Below are 22683 nucleotides of genomic sequence, written 5' to 3' on the forward strand. Positions count from 1 at the left end.
CGCCGCATCGTGCAGCGTGATGGCGGTTTTTTCATGGTGCGCCCCGCGGCGCGACATGGCGATGAATCTCCAATCCGACGATTTCGAACTGTTCGATGTACCGCGCCGCCATGCGCAGGACGTGCAGGCCCTGCAGGCACGCTGGAAGGCGCTGCAGCGTGAAGCGCATCCCGACCGCTTCGCCAGCCAGGGCGCGGCGGCCCGGCGCGTGGCCATGCAATGGTCGGTGCGCATCAACGAAGCCTGGCAGCGCCTGCGTGATCCGTTGAGGCGCGCAGCCTACCTGTGCGAGTTGCGCGGCGCGCCGGTCGACGTGCACGGCAACACCAAGATGCCGCCCGAGTTCCTGGTGCGCCAGATGCAGTGGCACGAGCAGCTCGACGAGGCCCGCACCGTGGCCGACTGCGACGCGCTGGCGCGCGAACTGGCCGCCGAGCGCGACAGCCTGCTGGCGCGTTGCGCGCAGCTGCTGGACGAGCAGGACGACCCGATTGCCGCGGCGGCCCAGGTCCGCGCGCTGATGTTCATCGAGCGGCTGCAGGCCTCGGTGCAGGACCGGCGCGATGCCTGCGCCGATGCCGGGGCCGATGCATCCGGGGGAGAATGAACCGATGGCGCTTCTTCAGATTTCCGAACCCGGCTTCTCGCCCGACCCGCACCAGCGCCGCATCGCCGTCGGCATCGACCTGGGCACCACGCATTCGCTGGTGGCGGCCGTGCGCAGCGGCGTGGCCGAATGCCTGCCCGATGACCAGGGCCGGGTGATCCTGCCGTCGGTCGTGCGCTATCTGCCGCCGCAGGCCGGCGGCCCGGGCCGGCAGATCGGCCACGACGCGCTGGCGGCCCTGGCCGCGGACCCGGCCAACACCATCGCCTCGGTCAAGCGGCTGATGGGCCGCGGCGCGGCCGACGTGGCCGGGGCGCAGCTGCCCTACCAGCTCGTGGACGAGGCCGCCTCCGGCATGCTGCGCATCGCGACCGTGGCCGGCCCCAAGTCGCCGGTGGAGGTCAGCGCCGAGATCCTGGCGACGCTGCGCCAGCGCGCCGAAGACAGCTTCGACGCCGACCTGTACGGCGCCGTCATCACGGTCCCGGCCTATTTCGACGACGCGCAGCGCCAGGCCACCAAGGACGCGGCGCAGCTGGCCGGCCTGAACGTGCTGCGGCTGATCAACGAGCCGACCGCCGCCGCGATCGCCTACGGCCTGGACAACGCCAGCGAGGGCGTCTACGCGGTGTACGACCTGGGCGGGGGCACCTTCGACATCTCCATCCTGCGCCTGTCGCGCGGGGTGTTCGAGGTCATCGCGGCCGGCGGCGATTCCGCGCTGGGCGGCGACGACTACGACCGCGCGCTGGCTGACTGGGCGCAGCAGGCCAGCGGCATCCAGGCCGCGGACGCCCGCCAGCAGGCCGTGCTGCGGCTGGCGGCGCGGGCGGCCAAGGAAGCGCTGAGCACGGCGGAGCGCGTGCCGCTGCACGCGGCCCTGGGCGACCGTACCCTGGCGCTGGACGTCGCGCGCACCGACTTCGAGGCCTGCACCCGGCATCTGACGGACCGCACCATGGCCGCGGTGCGCAAGGCGCTGCGCGACGCCCGGCTGACGCCCGCCGAGGTGCAGGGCACCGTGCTGGTGGGAGGCGCCACGCGCATGCCGCAGATCCGCACGGCCGTCGAGGCGTTCTTCGGCCGCCCGCCGCTGACCAACCTGAATCCCGACGAGGTCGTGGCGCTGGGCGCGGCCGTGCAGGCCGACCAGCTCGCCGGCAACAGCGGCGCGGCCGACCTGCTGCTGCTGGACGTGATCCCGCTGTCACTGGGCATCGAGACCATGGGCGGCCTGGTCGAGCGCATCGTGCCGCGCAACCAGACCATCCCGACCGCGATGGCGCAGGACTTCACGACCTACCAGGATGGCCAGACCGCCCTGGCTCTGCACGTGGTGCAGGGCGAGCGCGACCTCGTGGTCGACTGCCGCAGCCTGGCGCGCTTCGAGCTGCGCGGCATCCCACCGATGGCCGCCGGCGCGGCGCGCATCCGCGTGACCTTCACGGTCGACGCCGACGGCCTGCTGACCGTGGGCGCGCGCGAGCTGACCAGCGGCGTGGAGGCGCACGTGGACGTCAAGCCCTCCTACGGCCTGTCCGACGAGGAGATCGCCCGCATGCTGCAGGACAGCTTCGCCACCGCCAGCCAGGACATGCAGGCCCGCGCCGTGGTCGAGGCCCGCGTCGAGCTCGACCGCATGGTGCTGGCCACGCAGAGCGCGCTGCAGGCCGACGGCGATCTGCTGTCGCCCGCCGAGCGCGACGCCATCCAGGCGCTGATCACCGCCGCCCGCCAGGCCCGGTCCTCGGACCAGGCCGCCGCCATGGCCGAGGCCACCGAGCGCCTGGCCAAGGGCACCGAATCCTTCGCCGCCGCGCGCATGAACGCCGGCATCCGGCAGGTCCTGTCCGGCAAGAACATCGAATCCGTCTGAACCATGCCGCTGATCAAGGTCCTGCCCCATCCCGAGATCTGCCCCGCCGGCGCGGAACTGCGCGCCGCGCCCGGCACCAGCATCTGCGAAGCGCTGCTGGACAACGGCATCGCCATCGAGCACGCCTGCGACATGAGCTGCGCCTGCACCACCTGCCACGTGGTCGTGCGCCAGGGCTTCGACTCGCTGAACGAGCTGGAGGAAGACGAGGAAGACCTGCTCGACAAGGCCTGGGGCCTGGAGCCGCAGTCGCGTCTGTCCTGCCAGGCGCTCGTCGCGCAGCAGGATCTGACCGTGGAGATCCCCCGCTACACGATCAACCACGCGCGCGAGAACCACTGATGCGCCAGATCGTCCTCGACACCGAAACCACCGGCCTGTCGGCCGCCACCGGCGACCGCATCATCGAGATCGGCTGCGTGGAACTGCTCAACCGCAAGCTGACCGGCCACAACAAGCACTTCTACGTGAACCCCGAGCGCGACAGCCACGAGGACGCGCTGAAGGTGCACGGCATCAGCAACGAGTTCCTGCGCGACAAACCCAAGTTCGCGGAGATCGCGGACGAGCTGCTGGAGTACCTGCAGGGCGCCGAGGTCATCATCCACAACGCGCCGTTCGACGTCGGCTTCCTGAACAAGGAGCTGGAGCTGCTGGGCCGCGGGCCGATCACCGGCATCGTCGACAACGTCGTGGACTCGCTGGCGCTGGCCAAGGAGATGTTCCCGGGCAAGCGCAACTCGCTGGATGCGCTGTGCGGCCGGCTCGAGGTCGACAACTCCGGCCGCACGCTGCACGGCGCGCTGCTGGACGCAGAGCTGCTGGCCGACGTCTACATCAACATGACGCGCGGCCAGGACGCGCTGCTGATCGAGGTCGAGACCGTCGAGGCCGTGGCGGCCGACGTGCCGCGGATCGACCTCTCGGCCGTGGCGCTGCCGGTGCTGCAGGCCAGCGAGGCGGAGCTCGCCGCGCACGAGGCGTTGCTGGCGCAGCTCGACAAGTCGACCGGCGGCAAGACGGTCTGGCGGATCGCCGAAAAAACTATGGCATAATCACAGGCTTTCCTGAACACGATTCAGGGCGGTTAGCTCAGGGGTAGAGCACTGCCTTCACACGGCAGGGGTCGCAGGTTCGAAGCCTGCACCGCCCACCAAAAAATGCTGTTCAATCAGCGCACGAGGCCACCTGCAAGGTGGCCTTTTGTTTTGGTGGGCCCGAAGTGCGCCGGTCCTTGAACTGCGGACTGCATAGAAAGACCCGGGTGAGCAGCACCATCAACGAGTCGTGCAGTTCGGCAGTCACATGCTGTGCTGCGACGTTCGGTTGAGTCCTCCCAGTACACAGCCAAGCGGGGCGTTTGGTCAGCGCTGCAAGGTCATGGGGCCCGAGCATGGGCCGCGTGGGCGATGCGCCTACGGCGACGCGATGGCCGGGAACTTCTTCGCCACGCCGGAATGCGGACTCATCGAGCGGCGCAGTTGGCAGACCAAGACCAAGGCTGGGCTGGCGATGTTCCGCTCCATCGTGGCTGGGACCACCCGCGCCAGTGGCATTCGGCGCCGGGCGATCGCTCGCCCGCGAACTTCGCACTGGCGCTCCCGGGTCGATGCAGCCAGCCAAGCGTCCATCCGAGACGCCAGCCGCCTGCGCATCCATCGTCGATGCCGTAGGAACGGAAATCGCTGAGCGGCTTGAGAATCAAGCCATCAACCGTCCCTACGAGAACGGGGGCCGGTCTAGACCACGCCCGCCGCGCGCAGCTCCTGGATCTGCGCGGTCGAGTAGCCCAGCTCCCGCAGGATCTCGTCGGTGTGCTCCCCGGCCGTGGGCGGGCGCCGTTCGATGCGCGGGGGCGTGCGCGACAGGGTGGTCGGCGGCGCGGCCAGCGGCACGGGCCGCGCGGCGCCGGGGTAGTCCACCTCGTGGAAAGCGCCGGCTTCGCGGATCAGCGGGTCGTCCAGCACCTCGCGCGGCGAATTGACCGGGCCGGCGGGGATGCGCGCCGCTTCCAGCCGGGCGATGGCTTCCTCGCGCGTGAACTGCGCGCACCATTCGGCCATCACCTCGCTGAGCCATTCCCCGTGCGCGCCGCGCAGGCCGTCGTCCTGCAGGCGCGGATCGTTCAGCAGCTCGGGCTTGCCGATCAGGCGCACCCAGCGCTTGAACATGGCCGGGCCGATCACCTGGGTGATGATCCAGCCGTCCTTCACGCGGAAGATGTCCGAGGGTGCGTAGTGCGGCGCCCGGTTGCCGGTGCGCTGGCGGTCCACGCGCAGCACGGCTTCCTCGATCAGCGCGCCGCTGGAGAAGTTGAGCGAGGTCTGCAGCAGCGATGCGCCCACCTCCTGCCCCATGCCGCTGCGTTTGCGCTCGTACAGCGCCATCATGGTGCCCAGCGCGCAGGCCATGGCGGTGGCGAAGTCGACCACCGGCACCATGGCCTTCATGGGGCGTTCGGGCTCGCCGGTGAGGTGGACCAGCCCGCCGATGGCCTGGCCGATGCCGTCGAAGCCGATGCGGTCGCGCAGCGCGGGCGAGGCGCCGAAGGCGGACGAGGCGGTGAGGATCACGTCCGGCTTGATGCGCCGCAGGCTCTCGTAGTCCAGGCCCAGGTTCTGCAAGGTGCGCGCGGGCATGTTGGCGATCACCACGTCCGCCTGTGCGATGAGCTTGTGCAGCACCGCCTTGCCCTGCTCGGTGTCCATGGCGAGGCTGATGGAGCGCTTGTTGCGGTTCGACTGGAGGAACAGGGCGCCGTCGCCGTGCTCCGACACGGGCACGATGTCGCGGTCCTCGCTGCCGCCGACGCGGTCCACGCGGATGACCTCGGCGCCGTAGTCCCCCAGCAGGGCGGCGCAGAACGGCCCGGCGACGTAGCGGCCCAGGTCCAGGACCCGGATGCCTTCCAATACCTGTTGTTGCTGCATGGCTCTGGCTTCCTTCAACCGTAGCGTCCGCCGGTGACGTGCAGCACCTCGCCGCTGATGAAGCTGGCGCGTTCGCTCGCCAGGAAGGCCACCGCGTCGGCCACGTCCTCGGGGCGGCCCGCACGCTTGACGGGCTGGGCGGCGATGGCCTTTTCCTTGATCGTCTCGTAGGTGGGCAGGGCCTGGATCATCTCGGTTTCCATGAAGCCGGGGGCCACGCAGTTCACCGTGACGCCGTAGCGGCCTTCCTCCAGCGACAGCGCCTTGGCCATGCCGATCAGGCCGGCCTTGGCCGCCGAGTAGTTCGCCTGCGTGGGGTTGCCCAGGTGCGCGCGCGAGCTGATGTTGATCACGCGGCCCCAGCCCTGCTCGATGTAGCGCGGCATCACGGCCCTGGTGGCGAGGAACGCGCCCTTGAGCATCACGTTCATCACCAGGTCCCAGTCGTCCTCGCTCATCTTCACCAGGTACCTGTCGCGCGGCGCGCCGGCGTTGTTCACCAGGACGTGCACGCCGCCGAAGTGGGCCACGGTGTCGTCGACCAGGCGCTGCACGTCGGCGGCCTTGGTGATGTCGCCCACGATGCAGTGCGCGGCCAGGCCTTCGGCCTGCAGCGCCTTGGCGGTGGCCTGTGCCAGTTCGGCGTTGATGTCGGTGATGACGACCTTGGCGCCCTCCTGCGCCAGGCGGCGCGCGGTGGCGGCGCCCAGGCCGCGCGCCGAGCCGGTGACGATGGCGACTTTGCCGGTCAAACCCAGATCCACGGTGTTTCTCCTCGAGAAGTTGGGGGGTCAGCGCAGGTCGACCCGCGCGTTGTTCAGAACGACCACGCCACGCTCGAGCGCTGTGGTGCGCAGGGAAACGGTCTTGCCGTCGATCCAGAGCTCGGTGCGCAGCGTGTCGCCCGGCACCACCGGCGCGGTGAAGCGCACGCGCATGCCGGCGAAGCGGGTGGCGTCGTAGGCCAGTACCGCGCGCAGCACGGCGTGGGCCGCGATGCCCATGGTGGCCATGCCGTGCAGCAGCGGCCGGTCGAAGCCGGCGGCGTGCGCCACCGCCGGGTCGGCGTGCAGGGGGTTGAGGTCGCCGCTCAGGCGGTAGATCAGCGCCGCCTGGGGAATGGTCGCGAGGTCGCACGCGGCGTCCGGCGCGCGCTCGGGCAGGTGATGCTGAGCAGGCGGCGCGCCTTCGCTCGCGCCGGGGCCGAAGCCGCCGTCGCCGCGCAACAGCGTCAACTGCCGCACGGTGGCCAGGGGCTGGCGCGTTGCGGCGTCATGCACCTCGCGCTGCTGCAGCATCAGCGCGCCCTTGCCGGGGCCCTTGTCCCACAGGGCGCGCACCCGGGTCGTGCCGATGACGCGCCCCCAGGGTGGAATGGGCGCATGCAGCACGATCTCCTGCTCGGTGTGGACCACCCGCTGCCAGTCGATGCCCGTATCGGGTTCGCGTGCCCAGAAACCCGGGTAGGCGAGCACGTTGGCCATGGTCGGCACGGCCAGGAGCGTCTCGTCGTCCGCGCCGCCGTAGACGTAGTTCAACTGCCCGGCGTCGAGCGGGTCGGCGCCGAAGCCGACGCCCAGCGCATACAGCCGCGTGTCGCGCGCCGTGTAGGTGTGCTCGATGGGCGAAAACGCGCGCGCCAGCAGCCGCGGAGCCTGTAGCCTGGTTGCCATGCCGGTCGCTCAGGAGGGCAGGCGGGCGGACGGGAAGTCGGGCTGCCGCTTGTTGCGCAGCGCGTCGACGCCTTCCCTCGCATCGGCGCCGAGGAAGCCCAGCATCTCCAGCGCCAGCGAGTTGTCGAAGATCGGGCCTGCCATGCGCATCCAGTTGTTGAGCGATTTCTTGGTCGCGCGGATCGCCGTCTGGCTGCCCCGCGCGAGCTTGGCGGCGATGGCCAGAGCCTTGGGCACGACATCGGCCTGCGGCGCGCAGAAGGTGACGAGCCCCAGGCGCTCGGCCTCCTTGCCGTCGATGAAGTCGGCCGTCATCAGGTAGTACTTGGCCTTGGCCACCCCGCACAGCAGGGGCCAGATGATGGCCGCGTGGTCGCCGGCCGACACGCCCAGTCGGGCATGGCCGTCGGTGATGCGGGCGCCCTCGGCCATCACGCTCACGTCGGCCAGCAGCGCCACGGCCAGGCCCGCGCCCACGGCGACGCCGTTGATGGCGGTGACGATGGGCTTCTCGCAGGCGAGCATGTTGTAGACGATGTCGCTGGCTTCTTTCATCACCACCGACATGACCGCGTGATTGCCCGTCATCTCCTCCACGAAGGCGAGGTCGCCACCGGCCGAGAAGGCGCGATCACCGGCACCCGTGACCACGACGACCTTGACGGTGGGGTCCTGGTCCACCACGCTCCAGAGCTGGGTGAGCTCCCAGTGCAGGCGCGCGTTGGTGGCGTTCATCACCTCGGGGCGGTTCAGGGTGGCGAGCAGCACACCGTCGGGCTGCCGGTCGAAAAGAATGAATTGGAAGTCTTCGTAGCGCATGGTTGGAATAGGGAGAGAAGGAGTGCGGTTCAGATCACGCCGGCCGTCTTGAATGTTCTCGATGACGGCGTCGGCTTCCTTCGCCAGCCGCATGAACAGCGCATGGCCCTGCGGCGGCTGGAGATCCGGCGTGACGCTTTCTCTTGTTGCGGCCGCGGTTGAGCATGGTCAGGGAGATGTCCTCCTCCTGCCTGTCGCCGAAGTGGATGCCGGAGCTTCCGACGAAAGGCGGGTCGGTGCGCGCGATGTCGCCGCCGCCGGGCGATTCGACATGGATCACTTCCGCCCCCATGCCGCCCAGCAGCAGCGCGCCGTAGGGCCCGGCAAGGGCGGCGGTCAGATCGAGCACCCGGATGCCCTCCAGGGGGCGGGCCACTGCATTCGGCATGGGTGCCCTGGCGGTCAGCGGTCGAACGACTGCGCCAGCTCGATGATCTCGCGCGCGGTCTTGACGTGGGCGATGTCGATGTGCTCGCCGTCGTACATGACCGAGGCGCGGCCCTGCTTCTGGGCTTCTTCGAGTGCGTCGATCATGCCCTGGTAGTACGCGACTTCCTCGGCCGTCGGCGTGTAGGTGCGGTTGATGGTCTCCACCTGCATCGGGTGCAGGGCCAGTTCGCCGGACATGCCCAGCTGCCGGTCGAACGCGGACGCCTTGGCCAGGCCTTCCAGGTCCTTGATCTGCTGCCAGATGCCGCCGATGGGCTGCTTGCCGGCGGCGCGCGCGGCCATCACCACGCGGGACTTCATGTATTCGGACTCGCGGCCCTCGGCCGTCCACACGTACTTCAGTGCGCGGCCCACGTCGGCGTTCTTGGCCGTGGCGCCGACGAGCGCGACGACCCGCGGCATCTGCGCGATCTCGAAGCACAGCTGCAGCGAGCGGGCGGTTTCCAGCAGCGGAATCAGGTGGATGGATCCCAGCGGCAGGTTGGCGCGGGTCTCGGCCTCGGCGATCATGCACGAGGCCATGTGCACGTCCTCGGGCCCCCAGGGCTTGGAAATGAAGATGCCTTCCACGCCGGGCTGTGCGACGGCGATGATGTCGTCCAGGTCATAGACGTGCGCGGTGCGGTTGATGCGCACCCAGATGCGCTGGCCTTGTTGAATGAGCTCGGGGATCTTCCTCGCGACCAGCGCGCGCGCGGCGATCTTCTCCGCGGGCGGCACGCTGTCCTCCAGGTCGAGGATCAGTGCGTCGGCCTTGGCGTTGGCCGCCTTGTCCAGCATCGATTCCTTGTTGCCCGGAACGAAGAGAAAGGAGCGGATGGGTTTCATCTGTGTCGTCATGGGAGTCTCCTATGGGATTGAGTGAGGGAAAATAATGGGGCGCTCAGGCCCGATGCGGCAGTACAGTCAACTGCTGGAAATGTCCAAAGCCTTCAATAAAGTCCACCTCATCCGCCAGGTCGACCTGTTCACGCTCAAGCTGTTTCTCTCGGTCGTGGAGGAGGGGCAGGTGGGGCGGGCCGCGGCGCGCGAGAACATCGCTGCCTCGGCGGCCACCAAGCGCATCCAGGATCTGGAAGAGATCGTCGGCATGCCGCTGTTCGAGCGCAATCCGCGCGGCGTCATTCCCACGGCGGCCGGCCTCGTCCTCGCGCGCCATTTGACGCAGGTCTTCGGCATCTTCGAGGACATCCGCAGCGACATCAGCGAATTCACCGAGGGCGTGCGTGGCCTGGTCCGCGTCGCATCGACCGGCGGCATCATCTTTCAGTACCTGTCGCGCGAGATCGGGGAGTTCGCGCGCAGCTTCCCGCAGGTCGATATCGACCTGCGCGAGGGCGCCAATCCGGAGGTGGTGCGTACGGTGCTGCAGGGCGAAGTCGATGTCGGAGTCTTCGCCGCGGCGCCTGGCCTGACCGACGAGCTTCCCAACGTGCTCGAGTACCGGACGGACCGGCTCGTCGCCGTCGTGCCCATCGGCCATCCGCTGGCCCGCCAGTCCGGTGTGAAGATCGTGGAACTGCTCGCGCACAACTACATCGCCATCGCTCCGTTCACCAGCCTCATGGCACAGGTGCGCCACGCCGCGGGGAGTGCGGGCATTCCCTTCAAGCCCAAGTACTCCGTCAACAGCGTCTATGCGGCCGCGAGCCTGGTGCGCGTGAACCAGGGCGTCACGATCCAGCCGGACCACATGCTCACGCCGCAAGACCTGAAGTTCGTCCAGACGGTGCCGCTGGACGAGCCCTGGGCGGCGCGTCGCCTGTTCGTGGCCACGCCCGCGGGGCGCAGCGTGTCGGTGGCGACGCGCAACTTCATCGCACAACTCGTCGAGCGACCGGTCTGACCGGCCGGGGGGCGACGAAGGTCGGGACAGGAAAGGGAGGCCGAATCGGCCGGCCGCCCTGGTCCAGCAGGTGCGAGCGACTGCCCATGCCGGGTTCTTCGCCGTGTGGCCCTTGGCAGTGGACGGCGCGCGTCCCGCAGGGCTCATACGACCTTCTGCGCCCGCAGCGCCACCACCTCCGCCGGCGCCAGCCCCAGCCAGCCGGTGAGCACCTCGTCCGTGTGCTCGCCAAGGCGAGGCGGGTGGGCGAGGGGGATGTCGGGCACTCCGCTCATCTTGATCGGGTTGCCCGGGATCTGCACGCTGCCCCACAGCGGATCGTCGAGTCGCACGAGCATGTCTCGTGCCGCGACGTGCGGGCAGTCGAACAGGTCGTCCACGTCGTTGACCACCGATGCCGGTACGCCGTGGTCGAGCAACGCCTGCACCGCCTCGGCGCGGGTGCGTACCGTCAGCCAGGGCTCGATGTAGGCATCCATGGCCTTCTGGTTGTTGCGTCGCGACAGGCCGTCCTTGAAGCGTTCGTCATGGGCGAGTTCCGGCTGGCCGATGGCCTCGCAGAAGCGGTGCCAGACGTGCTCGCCCAGCACCGCGATGACGATGTAGCCATCCGTCGTGCGATAGGTGCCGAACGGCGCCGTGAGGGCATGCGCACCGGGCGGGTACTTCTCCTTGAATGCCGAATACATGGCGATCGGCAGTTCGTTGATGACCATGGCCGCGTCGTACAGCGAAACGTCGACCTTCTGCCCCTTGCCGGTCTTTCCGCGCTGCAGCAACGCCAGCAGTGCGCCCTGCGCGGCGACGATGCCGGCCTGGATGTCGCCGAGCGAGACGCCCAGGTAGATCGGGCGGTCACCGCTGCGCTCGGGGCGGTACATCAGGCCGCTGAGGGCCTGGGCCACGATGTCGAAGGCCGGGTGTTCGGTATAGGGGCTGGGCTTCACGTCGCTGTGGCCGTAGCCGGAGATCGCGACGTAGATCAGCCCGGGGTTGAGCTCGCGCAGGTCGGCATACCCCAGGCCCAGCTTGTCCATCACGCCGGGGCGCAGGTTCTCCAGCACGATGTCGGCCTTCTCGGCCAGTTGCTTGAAAACGCGCTTGCCTTCCGCGGTCTTGAGGTTCAGCGTGACGCTGCGCTTGTTGCGGTTCGAGCGCAGGAAGGACAGGCTCTGCGGCGTGCCTTGCTCGTCCGGCCGCACGGGGCTGGTGCTGCGCGAATGGTCGCCCTTGCCGGGCTCCTCGATCTTCACCACCTCGGCACCGGCATCGGCCAGCCACATCGAGGCGAAGGGGCCGGCGATGAAGTTCTCGATGGCGAGCACGCGCACGCCGTCCAGCGGGCGCGGAGCAGAACTGGGCGCGCTCATTGGATGGCTCCCGCGTTGCGCAGCGTGGCGCGCCGGGCCTCGCCCAGCCCCCAATCGGCCAGGGCCTCGTCGGTGTGCTGGCCGGGCTGCGGTGCGCCGCGCTGGATGGCGCCGGGTGTGCGGCTGAAGCGCGGGGCCGGGGCGGGCTGCACCACGCCGTCGTGCTCGACGAAGGTGCCGCGCGCCTTCAGGTGCGGATGCTGCGGCGCCTCGCCCATGGACAGCACCGGGGCGAAGCACACCTCGGAGCCTTCCATGACGGCGCACCACTCGTCGCGGGTGCGCGTCTTGAAGATGCGGGCGAAGGTGTCCTTCAGCACGTCCCAGCCGCTGCGGTCGTGCTGGCCGGGCAGGGCCGCGATCTCGGCGGCGGACAGGCCCAGCTTCTCCAGCGTGACCTGGTAGAAGCGCGGCTCGTTCGACGCGAGCGCGACGTGCCTGCCGTCCTTGGTCTCGTAGACGCCGTAGAACGGCGCGCCCGAATCGAGCCGGTTGTCGCCGCGCTTGTCCGTCCACACGCCCGCCGCGCGCATGCCGTACATCAGGGTCATCAGCGAGGCGCTGCCGTCCACCATGGCGGCATCGACCACCTGGCCCTTGCCGCTGCCGCGCGCTTCCAGGATGGCACTGACGATGCCCAGCGCGAGGTAGAGCGCGCCGCCGCCGAAGTCGCCCGCCAGGTTCAGTGGCGGCACGGGCGGGCCGCCGCGCGTGCCGATGGAGTGCAGCACGCCGGTGAGGGCGATGTAGTTCAGGTCGTGCCCCGGCGCCTGCGCCAGCGGCCCGTCCTGCCCCCAGCCGGTCATGCGGCCATAGACCAGGCGCGGATTGGCGGCCAGGCAGGCATCCGGCCCGAGGCCCAGCCGCTCGGCCACGCCGGGGCGGAAACCCTCGATGAGCGCGTCGGCCTGCGCCACCAGCTCGCGCACGGCCTCGACCGCCTGCGGCTTCTTGAGGTCCATCGCCACCGAGCGCCGGCCCCGGTGCAGCAGGTTGAATTTCTCGGGCATGGCGATGCCGCTGTCCGAGGCGGTGATGCGATCGATGCGCAGCACGTCGGCCCCGAGGTCCGACAGCAGCATGGCCGCGAAAGGCCCGGGGCCGATGCCGCCGAGTTCGATGATCTTGACTCCGGCCAGCGGGCCGGTGCTGTCTTGTCTCATGTTGTTGTTTCCTCGGTGGAATGAAGCTGGAGCCGGACGGTAAGCGAGCGGGACCTGCAAGCCAATTTTCGATTTCCGAATCCGGGCTTCTCGCTTCGCGAAGCAATGTGCGGCGGGGCCGAGGCTTCGCCAAAACTGAACCGGTGCTTCGCAACAGGAAAATTGATGCTGTCCAAGGGGCTGCATAGGATGCGGAGCACCGGACGGATTCCCCGCCCGCGTTTTCTCGTTTCAGACCAACAGCAAGGAGCAAACCATGGCCGGCATGTACTACGAAGATCTGGAGCCTGGCTCCGTCGTCGAGCACGCGATCCGCAGGACGGTGACAGAGACGGACAACCTCCTCTTCTCCGCCATGACCTACAACTGCGCGCCGCTGCACATCGACGCGGAGTACTGCAAGACCAGCATCTACGGCCAGCGCCTGGTCAACAGCATGTTCCTGCTGGCCCTGGTGGCCGGCATCACGGTGTATGAAACCACCCTGGGCACCACGCTGGGCAACCTCGGCTTCCAGGAAATCAAGTTCCCCAAGCCCACCTTCCACGGCGACACCATCCGCGTGCGCACCGAGATCCTGGACCGCCGCCTCTCCAAGAAGCGCAACGACTCGGGCATCGTGACCTTCAAGCACGTCGCGCTGAACCAGCGCGACGAGATCGTCGTCGAATGCACACGCGTCGGCCTGATGCTCACCCGTGAAGGCGCCAAGGCGCAGGCGCAGCAGGCCTGAGCCATGCGGGGACGATCACGATTCGGTGCCGCCGCCGACGCGGTGTGGCGCCCGGGGCCCGAGCACATCGCGCGCAGCAAGCTCGCGAATTCGATGAAGCGCTGGGGCTTCGCTGGCCTGGAGGAATTCCACCGCGCCTCGGTGGAGCGGCCCGACTGGTTCTGGCCCGAAGCCGCGCAGGACCTGGGCGTCGTCTTCCAGGGCACGCCCGGCGCGGTGCGCGACGAAAGCCGCGGCCGCGCCTTCCCGCGCTGGTTCGCGGGGCAGACGCTCAACGCCGTGTGGAGCTGCGTGGAGCGGCATGCCGCCGACCCGCGGACCGCCGGCAAGAAAGCCGTCGTCTATGAAGCCGATGCGGGCCACCACCGCTCCCTGACCTATGCGCAGCTGCGCGCCGAGGTCGATGTGTTCGCCGGTGCCATCCAGGCGCTGGGCATCGGCAAGGGCGACCGCGTCACCCTGTTCGGCCCGCCCACGCCCGAGGCGGCGGTCGTGCTGATGGGCTGCGCCAAGATCGGCGCCATCTTCGTGCCGGCGTTCTCGGGCTACGGCAGCGATGCCCTCGCCACGCGGCTGCAGGCGTCGGAGTCGGCGCTGCTCGTCACCGTCGATGGCACCACGCGGCGCGGCAAGCGCATCTCCATGAAGGAGACGGCGGACGCCGCCGTCGCCATCTCCCCCTCCGTGCGCCACACCATCGTGGTGCGCAACAGCGGCCAGGACGTGCCGATGGCGGCGGGCCGCGACCACTGGTGGGACACGCTGCCCACGCTGGCCGGACTGACCCCGCCCGCGACCGTGGCGCTCGACCCCAACGACCCGCTGTTCGTGCTCTACACCTCGGGCACCACCGGCGCGCCCAAGGGCATCGTGCACTCGCACGCGGGCATGCTGCTCAAGGCGGCCATCGACTTCGGCTACGTGTTCGATATCCAGCAGGACGACGTCGTCACCTGGATCGCCGACATGGGCTGGATGCTCGGGCCGCTGATGCTCATCGGCGGCCTGCACCTGGGCGCGACCCTGGTGCTGATCGAGGGCGTGCCCGACTTCCCCGATGCCGACAGGCTCTGGCGCATCGTGGAGCGCAACCGCTCCACCTTCCTGGGCATCGCGCCCACGGCGGCGCGCGGCCTGCGCACGACGCTCGACGGCGGGCGCCCCGAGGCCGACCTGTCCACCCTGCGCGCCTTCGCGTCCACCGGCGAAGCCTGGGACGAGCCGACCTGGCACTGGCTGTTCGAGACCGTGGGCCAAAAGCGCCTGCCCATCCTGAACTACTCGGGCGGCACCGAGATCGGCGGCGGCATCATCTCCGGCTACACCATCGCGCCCCATGCGCCCGCATCATTCTGCGGTCCCGTGCCGGGGATGGACGTGGACGTGTTCGACGCCGACGGCCGCAGCACCGACGAGGTCGGCGAGCTGGTGGTGCTCAACACCTGGCCGGGCATGGCGCACAGCTTCTGGCGCGACGACGCGCGCTTCCTCGACACCTACTGGAGCCGCTGGCCCGACGTGTGGGTGCATGGCGACCTCGCCAGCATCGATGCCCAGGGCTTCTGGCACATCCACGGCCGCTCCGACGACACGCTGAAGATCAGCGGCCGGCGCATCGGCCCGGCGGAGATCGAGTCCGCCCTGGTGGCCCAGGCTGGCGTGGCCGAGGCGGGCGTGATCGGCGCGCCCGACGAGATGAAGGGCCAGACGGCGGTGGCCTTCGTCGTTGCCCGCCCCGGCGCGACGCTGGGCGAGGCAGAGCTGTCGACAGCGATGGTCGCGGCGGTCGGCAAGGGCATGCTGCCCTCGCGCATCCACATCGTGGATACGCTGCCCAAGACCAAGAATGGCAAGATCATGCGGCGCGCCATCCGCGCGCGCTACCTCGGCGAGCCGATCGGCGACCTGTCCGCCCTCGACCCCGCCACCCCTTTGGAAAGCATCCCCCTGCGGGAGGGAGAAAAATCATGAGACAAGCAGTCATTTGCGAACCGGTGCGCACGCCGGTGGGCCGCTACGGCGGCATGTTCAAGGACGTTCCGGCGGCCGACCTGGCCGAGCGGGTGCTGACCGAACTGGTCGCCCGCACCAAGCTCGACCCCAAGCACATCGACGACGTGATCTTCGGCCAGTGCTACCCCAACGGCGAGGCGCCGGCCATCGGCCGCGTGGCCGCGCTGAACGCCCAGCTGGGCATCCGCGTGCCGGGGCTGCAGATCGACCGGCGCTGCGGCTCGGGGCTGCAGGCCGTGATCGACGCGGCCATGCGCGTGCAGACCGGTGCCTGCGACCTGGTGATCGCCGGCGGCGCCGAGAGCATGAGCCAGGCCGAGCACTACGTGCTGGGCGGGCGCTTCGGCCTGAAGGGCGACTCGCAGCCGTTCTGGGACCGCATCGCGCGCGGGCGCATCACCTCCGGCGGCAGGCACCACCCGGTGCCGGGCGGCATGCTGGAGACGGCGGAGAACCTGCGCCGCGAGTACGGCATCACGCGCCAGGCGCAGGACGAACTGGCGGCGCGCTCGCACGCCAACGCGGTGGCGGCCCAGCAGAGCGGCCGCTTCGCCGAGGAGATCGTGCCGGTCACGGTCAAGGGCCGCAAAGGCCCGGTCGAACTGGCGGTGGACGAGCATCCGCGCGCCGACGTGACGCTGGACAGCCTCGGAACGCTGCGGCCGGTGCGCGCCGGCGTCGACAAGGAGGCGACCGTCACGGCCGGCAACGCCAGCGGCCAGAACGACGGCGCCGCGGCCTGCATCGTGACCACGCCGGAAAAGGCCGAGGCGCTGGGCCTCAAGCCCTACGGCCGCCTGGTGAACTGGGCGGTGGCCGGGGTGGAGCCGGAGCGCATGGGCATCGGCCCGGTGCCGGCGGTCGAGCTGGTGCTGCGCCGCGCGAGCCTGGCGCTGAAGGACCTGGACCTGATCGAGCTGAACGAGGCGTTCGCGGCCCAGGTGCTGGCCTGCACCACGGCCCTGGGCTTCGGCGAGGGCGACTACGCGCGGCTGAACGTGAACGGCTCCGGCATCTCGCTGGGCCACCCGGTGGGTGCCACGGGCGTGCGCATCCTGACGACGATGCTGCGCGAACTGGCGCGCCGCGAGGCCCGCTACGGCCTGGAGACCATGTGCATCGGCGGCGGGCAGGGCCTGGCCGCCGTGTTCGAGCGCGTGGCGTGATGGTGCCGCTGCTGACCGGCCTGCGCATCATCGAATGCGCGTCGTTCATCGCCGCGCCCTCGTGCGCGCTGCACCTGCGCCAGCTGGGCGCCGAAGTCATCCGCATCGACCCCATCGGCGGCGGGCCCGACTTCAAGCGCTGGCCGGTCTCGCCCGGCGGGGGCAGCTTCTACTGGGAGGGCCTGAACAAGGGCAAGCAGTCGATCGCCATCGACTTCTCGCGCCCCGAGGGTCGGGAACTCATCGCCGACCTCATCACCGCCCCCGGCGCCGACGGCGGCATCCTGGTGACGAACTTTCCCAAGGAAGGCTTCCTCGCCCACGAACGGCTGAAGAAGCGCCGCGAGGACCTGATCTCGGTGCGCGTCATGGGCTGGGGCGACGGCGGCTCGGCGGTGGACTACACCGTCAACGCCGCCATCGGCATCCCCTACATGACGGGGGGCGCGGAAAGCGGTGCCAACCCGGTCAACCACGTGCTGCCCGCCTGGGACCTGCTGGCGGGCGCCTATGCCGCGTTCTCCACGCTGGCGGCGGAGCGCGACCGCCTGCGCACCGGCCGCGGGCACGAGGTGACGGTGCCGCTGTCCGACGTGGCGCTGGCGGCCCTCGCCAACACCGGCCAGGTGGCCGAGGTGCTGACCGGCGGCGACCGGCCGCGCTACGGCAACGCGCTGTTCGGCGCCTTCGGGCGCGACTTCGCCACGGCGGACGGCGAGCGCGTCATGGTCGTGGCCATCACGCCCAAGCAATGGACGACGCTGCTCGCCGCGCTGGACCTGACCGCCGCGGTCAAGGACATCGAGGGGCGCCTGGGCCTGTCGTTCGAGCGCGACGAGGGCTTGCGTTTCGTGCACCGCGACGTGCTGTTCCCGCTGTTCGAGCGGGCCGTCGGCGCGCTTGCGCTGGCCCAGGTGCGCGACCGCTTCGACGCGCAGGGCGTGTGCTGGAGTCCGTACCGCACGCTGTCGCAGGCGCTGCGCGACGATCCGCGCCTGTCGCTGGCCGGGCCGATGTTCACCGAGCTGGAGCACCCCAGCGGGCACCGCTATCCCGCGCCCGGCGCGGCCGCGGCGTTCTCGGGCCTGCCGCGCGAGCCCGGCGTGTGCGCGCCCCGGCTGGGCGAGCACACCGACGACGTGCTGGCCCGCGTGCTCGACCTGCCCGCCGCACGGATCGGCCAACTGCACGACGCGGGCCTCGTGCGCTGACACGCCACCACTGACGCCCGAGCAGGTACGGACAAGACGCTTGCCCATTTGCAAAGCGCCTTGTCCGTTCTTCGTTGGGGCCCGTCCCGAACCCTTGGAACCCATCCCATGACCGACGTTTTTTCCTCCACCGACGCCAAGGCCTTGCTGGAGCAGCTCCAGGCCCTGTTCGCCCAGGCCACCCGCGCCATCGCGCAGCGCTGCGCCCAAGGCGGCAAGCTCGACGCCCGCCTGCTCGACGACAACCAGGGCCTGAGCTACGAACTGGCCCTCGCCAACGCCGACCTGCTGGCCGCCCAGGCCCTGGCCGGCCAGGGCGGGCAGGTCTCCCCGCTCGATGCCGCGCTCGGCCTGGCCTTCGCCAGCGAAGCCCTGGACAGCGTGCTGGCACGCCTGACCACCATCTTCCTGGAATGCGGCCTCGACGATGCCGCGCTGCGCGCCCTGGGCGCCAGCGGCGCGGCGCGCCGCCTGCGCAGCGCCGCCGGCAGCATGACGGCGCTGGCCCGCCTGGGCCAGGCCGTGGCCGAGGCCGATGGCGAGATCGGCGACGTGCCGCTCGACGAAGACACCGCCATGGCGCGCGACGCCTTCCGCCGCTTCGCCGCCGACGTGGTCGCGCCCGAGGCCGAGAAGATCCACCGCCACGACCTCACGGTGCCCGAGTCGCTGCTGCAGCCGATGCGCGAGATGGGTGTCTTCGGCCTGTCCATTCCCGAGGAATTCGGCGGCAGCGCCCCGGGCGGGCGCGAGAACACGCCGATGATGATCGCCGTGACCGAGGCGCTTTCCGAAGCCTCGCTGGCCGCCGCCGGCAGCCTGATCACGCGCCCCGAGATCCTGTCGCGCGCCCTGATGGCTGGCGGCACGCCCGAGCAGAAGGCGCTGTGGCTGCCCCGGATCGCGGCGGGCCAGCCGCTGTGCGCCATCGGCATCACCGAGCCCGACTACGGCTCCGACGTCGCCAGCCTGTCGCTGCGCGGCACGCGCACCCAAGGCGGCTGGCTGCTCAACGGCGCCAAGACCTGGTGCACCTTCGCGGGCAAGGCCGGCCTGCTGATGGCCGTGACCCGTACCAACCCGGATCGATCCCTGGGCCACAAGGGCCTGAGCCTGCTGCTGGTGGAAAAGCCGTCCTACGACGGCCACGAGTTCACCTACGTGCAGGACGGCGGCGGCAGGCTGCATGGCCGCGCCATCCCGACCATCGGCTACCGCGGCATGCACTCGTTCGACCTGGCCTTCGAGGACTTCTTCGTGCCCGACGCCAACGTGGTCGGCGGCGAGGCCGGGCTGGGCAAGGGCTTCTACCTGACCATGGCCGGCATGGTGGGCGGCCGCATCCAGACCTCGGGCCGCGCCCTGGGCGTGATGCGCGCGGCACTCACCGCCGCCATCCGCTACGCCAAGGACCGCCGCGTGTTCGACGCGCCGCTGGCCGACTACCAGCTCACGCAGATCAAGATCGCGAAGATGGCGGCCCGCTTCGCCGCCTGCCGCTACCTGGCCTACGCCATCGGCGAGCAGATCGACCAGGGCAAGGGCCGCATGGAGGCGAGCCTGGTCAAGCTCTTCGCCTGCCGCTCGGCCGAGAGCGTGACGCGCGAGGCGCAGCAGATCCACGGCGGCATGGGCTATGCCGAGGAGACGCCGGTCAGCCGCTACTTCGTCGATGCGCGCGTGCTGTCGATCTTCGAGGGCGCGGAGGAGACGCTGGCGCTCAAGGTGATCGCACGCAGCTTGCTGGACGACGCCTTGGCCGTCTGAATTCCTGTCAACGACAGGCCACCATCTTGACGAACGGGCTGGATTGCCGAACCTCGGCGAGTTCCTTGCGCCAAGGCGACCGGGGCGAGCGATGGCGTTCAAGATGGGCAGCAGCTCGTGCATGCAGTCGGCCTGTGCGACCTTCTGGCGCTCGCCGGCGGCCCGCGACCTGGCGTGGAAGGCCTGAGGCACGGGGTCGAAGCGCGCGCCCACCAGGGTTGCCGCGTGCAACCTGCGGCGCAGGTGGGCGCGCCCGCCGAAGATGTGGCCGGCGTGGCGGACCAGGACATGCCTGGCAACCACCACGCCTCGGCCACTGAAGTTCGAATGATCTGAACGTGATGAGGAGACAAGTCCATGACAGAGACCGTACAGAGCGTGCATGCCAGCCTCGACCTGCGCCCCGGCCAGTTGTTCATCGACGGCCAATGGCTGGACTGGGACGGCCCGCGCTTCGACCAGATCAACCCCAACACCCAGCAGGTGATGGGCAGCTTCCCCGAGGCGGGCGAGCGCGGCGTGAATGAAGCCGTGGCGGCGGCCCGCAAGGCCTTCGACGAAGGCCCCTGGCCGCGCATGGCCGCGCAGGACCGCAAGCGCATCCTGCAGCGCTTCATCGAGCGCATCTACGACGCCGAGGAGGAAATCGCCAAGCTGCAGACGCTGGACAACGGCATCCCCTACCACCTGAGCCGCAACACCCGCGTCTCGGCCAAGGCCACCGCCGACGTGATGGACAGCTACGCCGGCTGGGCCGACAAGATCACCGGCGAGACCTATCCGCAGTTCACCGCGGCCTCGAACATGCAGTACATGTCGTTCCGCGAGCCGGTGGGCGTGGTGGCCGCCATCCTGGCCTGGAACGCGCCGCTGCTGATGTTCGCCAACAAGGTCGGCCCCGCGCTGGCCGCCGGCTGCACGGTGGTGGTCAAGCCCTCGGAATACACCAACCTGTCCGTCACCCGCCTGGCCCGCATCGTGGCCGAGAGCGACCTGCCGCCCGGCGTGTTCAACCTGGTGACGGGCGCGGGCGCGACCGGCTCGGCGCTGTCGGCCCACCCGGGCGTGGACAAGGTCACCTTCACTGGCAGCCCGCAGACCGGGCGCAGCATTCTGCTGGCCAGCGGCGGCAACATGAAGCGCCTCTCGCTGGAGCTGGGCGGCAAGAGCGCCGGCATCGTCTTTCCCGACACGCGCAGCCTGGCGGCCACCGCCACGCAGCTGATGGGCCTGTGCTCCACCTTCCTGTCCGGACAGGTGTGCTCCACGCCCTCGCGGGCGCTGGTGCACCGCTCGCTGCTCGACGAGTTCGTGCACCACGCCGCGGAGCAGGTCAAGAAGGTGAAGTTCGGCAATCCCTTCGAGTCCACCACCACCTCGGCGCCCATCATCTCCAGGCGCCAGGTGGAGCGCATCCTGGGCTACGTGGAAAGCGGCCAGCAGGAAGGCGCGACCTTGCAGTTCGGCGGCGACCGGCCCGGCGGCGACCTGGCCGAGGGCAACTGGATCAACCCGGCGCTGTTCACCAACGTGAGCAACCAGTTCCGCGTGGCACGCGAGGAGATCTTCGGCCCCGTGCTGTGCGTGATTCCCTTCGACACCGAGGAGGAGGCCGTCCGCATCGCCAACGACAGCGAATACGGGCTGGCCGGCTGCGTCTTCACCACCGACGTGACGCGGGCGTTGCGCGTGGCGCGGGCCATCCGCAGTGGCTCCATCGGCATCAACGGCTATGCCAGCGTGCCCAACGCGCCCATGGGCGGCGTCAAGAGCTCGGGCATCGGGCGCGAGGGCGGTTGGCCGTCCATCGAGGCGTTCACCGAACTCAAGACCGTCAACTTCAATCTCGACGCTTGAAGCGCGTTCCACTCCAGGAGACACCCATGAGACTGAAGAACAAACTGGCCATCGTCACCGCCGGCGGCTCCGGCATGGGCCGCGCCGGCTGCGAGCTGTTCGCCCGCGAGGGCGCCAAGGTCGCGGTGGTCGACTACGACAAGGCCAAGGCCGAGGAAGTCGCGGCGGCCATCACCGGCAACGGCGGCTCGGCCAAGGCGTTCGTCGCCGATCTGTCCCAACCCGAGGAGTGCAGGCGCGTGATCGCCGAGAGCGCCGCCTGGCTGGGCGGCGTGGACCTGCTGTGGGCGCATGCGGGCATGCCCGGCACCGCCAAGGTCGAGGGCATCGACATGGACGAATACCGTGCCTCGATCGACCTGAACATGACCTCCGCGCTCATCAGCGCCGCCGAGGTCGCGCCGCACATGCGCCAGCGCGGCGGCGGCGCCATCGTGTTCACGTCCTCCATCGGCGGGCTGGTGGGCTCCATGCACAGCCCCGTGTACTCCATGGCCAAGTTCGGCGTGGTGGGCCTGACGATGTCGCTGGCGCAGCGCTTCGCAGCCGACGGCATCCGCGTCAACGCCGTGTGCCCCGGGCCCATCGACACGCCCATGCTGCCCAAGTTCTTCGGCCGCGCCGACGACCACCAGGACGCGGAGGCCAACCGGGCGCGCCTGATGGCCATCGTGCCCATGGGGCGCGCGGGACGGCCCGAGGAGGTGGCGCATGCCGCGCTGTGGCTGCTGTCGGACGACGCATCGTTCGTCACGGGCGTGCCGCTGCCGGTGGATGGGGGCTATCTCACGCGCTGATCACGCCCCGCGTTGCTGCTGAAAAGCGAGCTGCATGCGCCTGCCGTACAGGCGCTGCAGCGCAGCTTCCATCCGAGCCCGACGGTTCCTCAACGGCCTGGCCGTGCCATGACGTGACGGCTTGGCCTGGACGATGTCCCGGTCGGTGGATGGCGGCATGTGCACGGCGTGTCGCAGCAGACCGCGGAACGTCCGGCCCACCGAATTGGCGCCGCGCCGGTCGAACCGGAGCACGAGTTCCTGCAACAGCACATCCAACAGGGACGGCGGGATGTGCCGCTGGTGGCTGCTCTGCATCCGCTGCCGGGCCTGGGCGACGGCGCGAGGCCGCCCCCGAAGCGGCGGCGTGCGCGCACGCACGGCCCAGGGCCGCGCGCCCCGTGCGGTAGTCCCCGGGCCGTGCGA

The 22683-nt window shown here is 69.9% G+C and carries 21 protein-coding genes and 1 tRNA gene; 13 read left to right on the top strand and 9 right to left on the bottom strand.

The window, feature by feature from the left end:
• The first annotated feature begins 61 nt into the window (after window positions 1-61).
• The 5 genes from hscB (at window position 62) to QM782_RS15685 (ending at window position 3639) form a co-directional block, all read left to right on the top strand.
• Entirely contained in the window at window positions 62-607 is a 546-nt protein-coding gene (hscB, locus tag QM782_RS15665) for a Fe-S protein assembly co-chaperone HscB (RefSeq protein WP_415203834.1), read from the top strand.
• Window positions 608-611: 4 nt separating this feature from the next.
• On the top strand, window positions 612-2483 hold the full coding sequence (hscA, locus tag QM782_RS15670; RefSeq protein WP_415203835.1) for a Fe-S protein assembly chaperone HscA: 1872 nt from the start codon (window positions 612-614) through the stop codon (window positions 2481-2483).
• 3 nt (window positions 2484-2486) lie between these two features.
• Complete coding sequence (fdx, locus tag QM782_RS15675; protein WP_415203836.1) at window positions 2487-2825, top strand: ISC system 2Fe-2S type ferredoxin; 339 nt, start codon at window positions 2487-2489, stop codon at window positions 2823-2825.
• A complete protein-coding gene (dnaQ, locus tag QM782_RS15680) occupies window positions 2822-3538 on the top strand; it encodes a DNA polymerase III subunit epsilon (protein WP_415205658.1) in 717 nt (238 codons plus the stop codon). The genes fdx and dnaQ overlap by 4 nt, the downstream gene beginning before the upstream one ends.
• A 26-nt stretch (window positions 3539-3564) precedes the next feature.
• A tRNA-Val gene (locus QM782_RS15685) sits at window positions 3565-3639 on the top strand.
• 583 nt (window positions 3640-4222) lie between these two features.
• Here the strand turns inward: QM782_RS15685 and QM782_RS15690 are convergent.
• The 6 genes from QM782_RS15690 to QM782_RS15715 are packed head-to-tail and all read right to left on the bottom strand — an operon-like array spanning window position 4223 to window position 9195.
• Complete coding sequence (locus QM782_RS15690; RefSeq protein WP_415203837.1) at window positions 4223-5413, bottom strand: CaiB/BaiF CoA transferase family protein; 1191 nt, start codon at window positions 5411-5413, stop codon at window positions 4223-4225.
• A 14-nt stretch (window positions 5414-5427) separates the two neighbouring features.
• Complete coding sequence (locus tag QM782_RS15695; RefSeq protein ID WP_415203838.1) at window positions 5428-6177, bottom strand: SDR family NAD(P)-dependent oxidoreductase; 750 nt, start codon at window positions 6175-6177, stop codon at window positions 5428-5430.
• A gap of 27 nt (window positions 6178-6204) precedes the next feature.
• A complete protein-coding gene (locus QM782_RS15700) occupies window positions 6205-7086 on the bottom strand; it encodes a MaoC/PaaZ C-terminal domain-containing protein (RefSeq protein WP_415203839.1) in 882 nt (293 codons plus the stop codon).
• A gap of 9 nt (window positions 7087-7095) precedes the next feature.
• A complete protein-coding gene (locus QM782_RS15705; RefSeq protein ID WP_415203840.1) occupies window positions 7096-7905 on the bottom strand; it encodes an enoyl-CoA hydratase/isomerase family protein in 810 nt (269 codons plus the stop codon).
• A 34-nt stretch (window positions 7906-7939) separates the two neighbouring features.
• The gene (locus tag QM782_RS15710) at window positions 7940-8293 is read right to left on the bottom strand and encodes a CoA transferase (RefSeq protein ID WP_415203841.1); all 354 of its coding nucleotides are present in this window, start codon (window positions 8291-8293) and stop codon (window positions 7940-7942) included.
• Window positions 8294-8307: 14 nt separating this feature from the next.
• A complete protein-coding gene (locus tag QM782_RS15715) occupies window positions 8308-9195 on the bottom strand; it encodes an HpcH/HpaI aldolase/citrate lyase family protein (RefSeq protein ID WP_415203842.1) in 888 nt (295 codons plus the stop codon).
• Between the two features lie 79 nt (window positions 9196-9274).
• On the opposite strand from QM782_RS15715, the gene QM782_RS15720 reads away from it, so the two are divergent.
• Window positions 9275-10201, top strand: coding sequence for a LysR family transcriptional regulator (locus tag QM782_RS15720; RefSeq protein WP_415203843.1), 927 nt, complete (start codon window positions 9275-9277; stop codon window positions 10199-10201).
• A 143-nt stretch (window positions 10202-10344) separates the two neighbouring features.
• Here QM782_RS15720 and QM782_RS15725 read toward each other — a convergent pair whose 3' ends face one another.
• Both QM782_RS15725 and QM782_RS15730 read right to left on the bottom strand, forming a co-directional pair.
• A complete protein-coding gene (locus QM782_RS15725; RefSeq protein ID WP_415203844.1) occupies window positions 10345-11571 on the bottom strand; it encodes a CaiB/BaiF CoA transferase family protein in 1227 nt (408 codons plus the stop codon).
• Complete coding sequence (locus QM782_RS15730; protein WP_415203845.1) at window positions 11568-12734, bottom strand: CaiB/BaiF CoA transferase family protein; 1167 nt, start codon at window positions 12732-12734, stop codon at window positions 11568-11570. The genes QM782_RS15725 and QM782_RS15730 overlap by 4 nt, the downstream gene beginning before the upstream one ends.
• Window positions 12735-12918: 184 nt before the next feature.
• On the opposite strand from QM782_RS15730, the gene QM782_RS15735 reads away from it, so the two are divergent.
• The 7 genes from QM782_RS15735 to QM782_RS15765 all read left to right on the top strand — a co-directional run bounded on the left by QM782_RS15735 (window position 12919) and on the right by QM782_RS15765 (window position 22278).
• Window positions 12919-13467 (top strand): MaoC family dehydratase, encoded by a 549-nt coding sequence (locus QM782_RS15735; protein ID WP_415205659.1) that lies wholly within the window; start codon window positions 12919-12921, stop codon window positions 13465-13467.
• Between the two features lie 3 nt (window positions 13468-13470).
• On the top strand, window positions 13471-15438 hold the full coding sequence (locus QM782_RS15740; protein ID WP_415203846.1) for an AMP-binding protein: 1968 nt from the start codon (window positions 13471-13473) through the stop codon (window positions 15436-15438).
• Window positions 15435-16646, top strand: a complete 1212-nt coding sequence (locus tag QM782_RS15745; protein ID WP_415203847.1) for an acetyl-CoA C-acetyltransferase — start codon at window positions 15435-15437, stop codon at window positions 16644-16646. The genes QM782_RS15740 and QM782_RS15745 overlap by 4 nt, the downstream gene beginning before the upstream one ends.
• Complete coding sequence (locus tag QM782_RS15750; RefSeq protein ID WP_415205660.1) at window positions 16646-17857, top strand: CoA transferase; 1212 nt, start codon at window positions 16646-16648, stop codon at window positions 17855-17857. Before QM782_RS15745 ends, QM782_RS15750 begins: the two co-directional genes overlap by 1 nt.
• 108 nt (window positions 17858-17965) lie before the next feature.
• A complete protein-coding gene (locus QM782_RS15755) occupies window positions 17966-19624 on the top strand; it encodes an acyl-CoA dehydrogenase family protein (RefSeq protein WP_415203848.1) in 1659 nt (552 codons plus the stop codon).
• A gap of 357 nt (window positions 19625-19981) precedes the next feature.
• Window positions 19982-21481, top strand: a complete 1500-nt coding sequence (locus QM782_RS15760; RefSeq protein ID WP_415203849.1) for an aldehyde dehydrogenase family protein — start codon at window positions 19982-19984, stop codon at window positions 21479-21481.
• 26 nt (window positions 21482-21507) lie between these two features.
• Window positions 21508-22278, top strand: a complete 771-nt coding sequence (locus tag QM782_RS15765) for an SDR family NAD(P)-dependent oxidoreductase (protein ID WP_415203850.1) — start codon at window positions 21508-21510, stop codon at window positions 22276-22278.
• Here QM782_RS15765 and QM782_RS15770 read toward each other — a convergent pair whose 3' ends face one another.
• Window positions 22279-22575, bottom strand: coding sequence for a hypothetical protein (locus QM782_RS15770; protein WP_415203851.1), 297 nt, complete (start codon window positions 22573-22575; stop codon window positions 22279-22281).
• Between the last annotated feature and the right edge of the window lie 108 nt (window positions 22576-22683).

The sequence above is a fragment of the Pseudorhodoferax sp. genome, assembly GCF_047601025.1.
In the GTDB taxonomy this organism is placed as follows: Bacteria; Pseudomonadota; Gammaproteobacteria; order Burkholderiales; family Burkholderiaceae_C; genus Pseudorhodoferax.

Coding starts and splice junctions, on each gene's coding strand:
- QM782_RS15720 (WP_415203843.1), top strand. CDS start 9,275: ATGTCCAAAGCCTTCAATAAAGTCCACCTCATCCGCCAGGTCGACCTG.
- QM782_RS15725 (WP_415203844.1), bottom strand. CDS start 11,571: ATGAGCGCGCCCAGTTCTGCTCCGCGCCCGCTGGACGGCGTGCGCGTG.
- QM782_RS15730 (WP_415203845.1), bottom strand. CDS start 12,734: ATGAGACAAGACAGCACCGGCCCGCTGGCCGGAGTCAAGATCATCGAA.
- QM782_RS15700 (WP_415203839.1), bottom strand. CDS start 7,086: ATGGCAACCAGGCTACAGGCTCCGCGGCTGCTGGCGCGCGCGTTTTCG.
- hscB (WP_415203834.1), top strand. CDS start 62: ATGAATCTCCAATCCGACGATTTCGAACTGTTCGATGTACCGCGCCGC.
- QM782_RS15770 (WP_415203851.1), bottom strand. CDS start 22,575: ATGCAGAGCAGCCACCAGCGGCACATCCCGCCGTCCCTGTTGGATGTG.
- hscA (WP_415203835.1), top strand. CDS start 612: ATGGCGCTTCTTCAGATTTCCGAACCCGGCTTCTCGCCCGACCCGCAC.
- fdx (WP_415203836.1), top strand. CDS start 2,487: ATGCCGCTGATCAAGGTCCTGCCCCATCCCGAGATCTGCCCCGCCGGC.
- QM782_RS15710 (WP_415203841.1), bottom strand. CDS start 8,293: ATGCCGAATGCAGTGGCCCGCCCCCTGGAGGGCATCCGGGTGCTCGAT.
- QM782_RS15740 (WP_415203846.1), top strand. CDS start 13,471: ATGCGGGGACGATCACGATTCGGTGCCGCCGCCGACGCGGTGTGGCGC.
- QM782_RS15715 (WP_415203842.1), bottom strand. CDS start 9,195: ATGACGACACAGATGAAACCCATCCGCTCCTTTCTCTTCGTTCCGGGC.
- QM782_RS15750 (WP_415205660.1), top strand. CDS start 16,646: ATGGTGCCGCTGCTGACCGGCCTGCGCATCATCGAATGCGCGTCGTTC.
- QM782_RS15755 (WP_415203848.1), top strand. CDS start 17,966: ATGACCGACGTTTTTTCCTCCACCGACGCCAAGGCCTTGCTGGAGCAG.
- QM782_RS15690 (WP_415203837.1), bottom strand. CDS start 5,413: ATGCAGCAACAACAGGTATTGGAAGGCATCCGGGTCCTGGACCTGGGC.
- QM782_RS15765 (WP_415203850.1), top strand. CDS start 21,508: ATGAGACTGAAGAACAAACTGGCCATCGTCACCGCCGGCGGCTCCGGC.
- QM782_RS15760 (WP_415203849.1), top strand. CDS start 19,982: ATGACAGAGACCGTACAGAGCGTGCATGCCAGCCTCGACCTGCGCCCC.
- QM782_RS15745 (WP_415203847.1), top strand. CDS start 15,435: ATGAGACAAGCAGTCATTTGCGAACCGGTGCGCACGCCGGTGGGCCGC.
- QM782_RS15705 (WP_415203840.1), bottom strand. CDS start 7,905: ATGCGCTACGAAGACTTCCAATTCATTCTTTTCGACCGGCAGCCCGAC.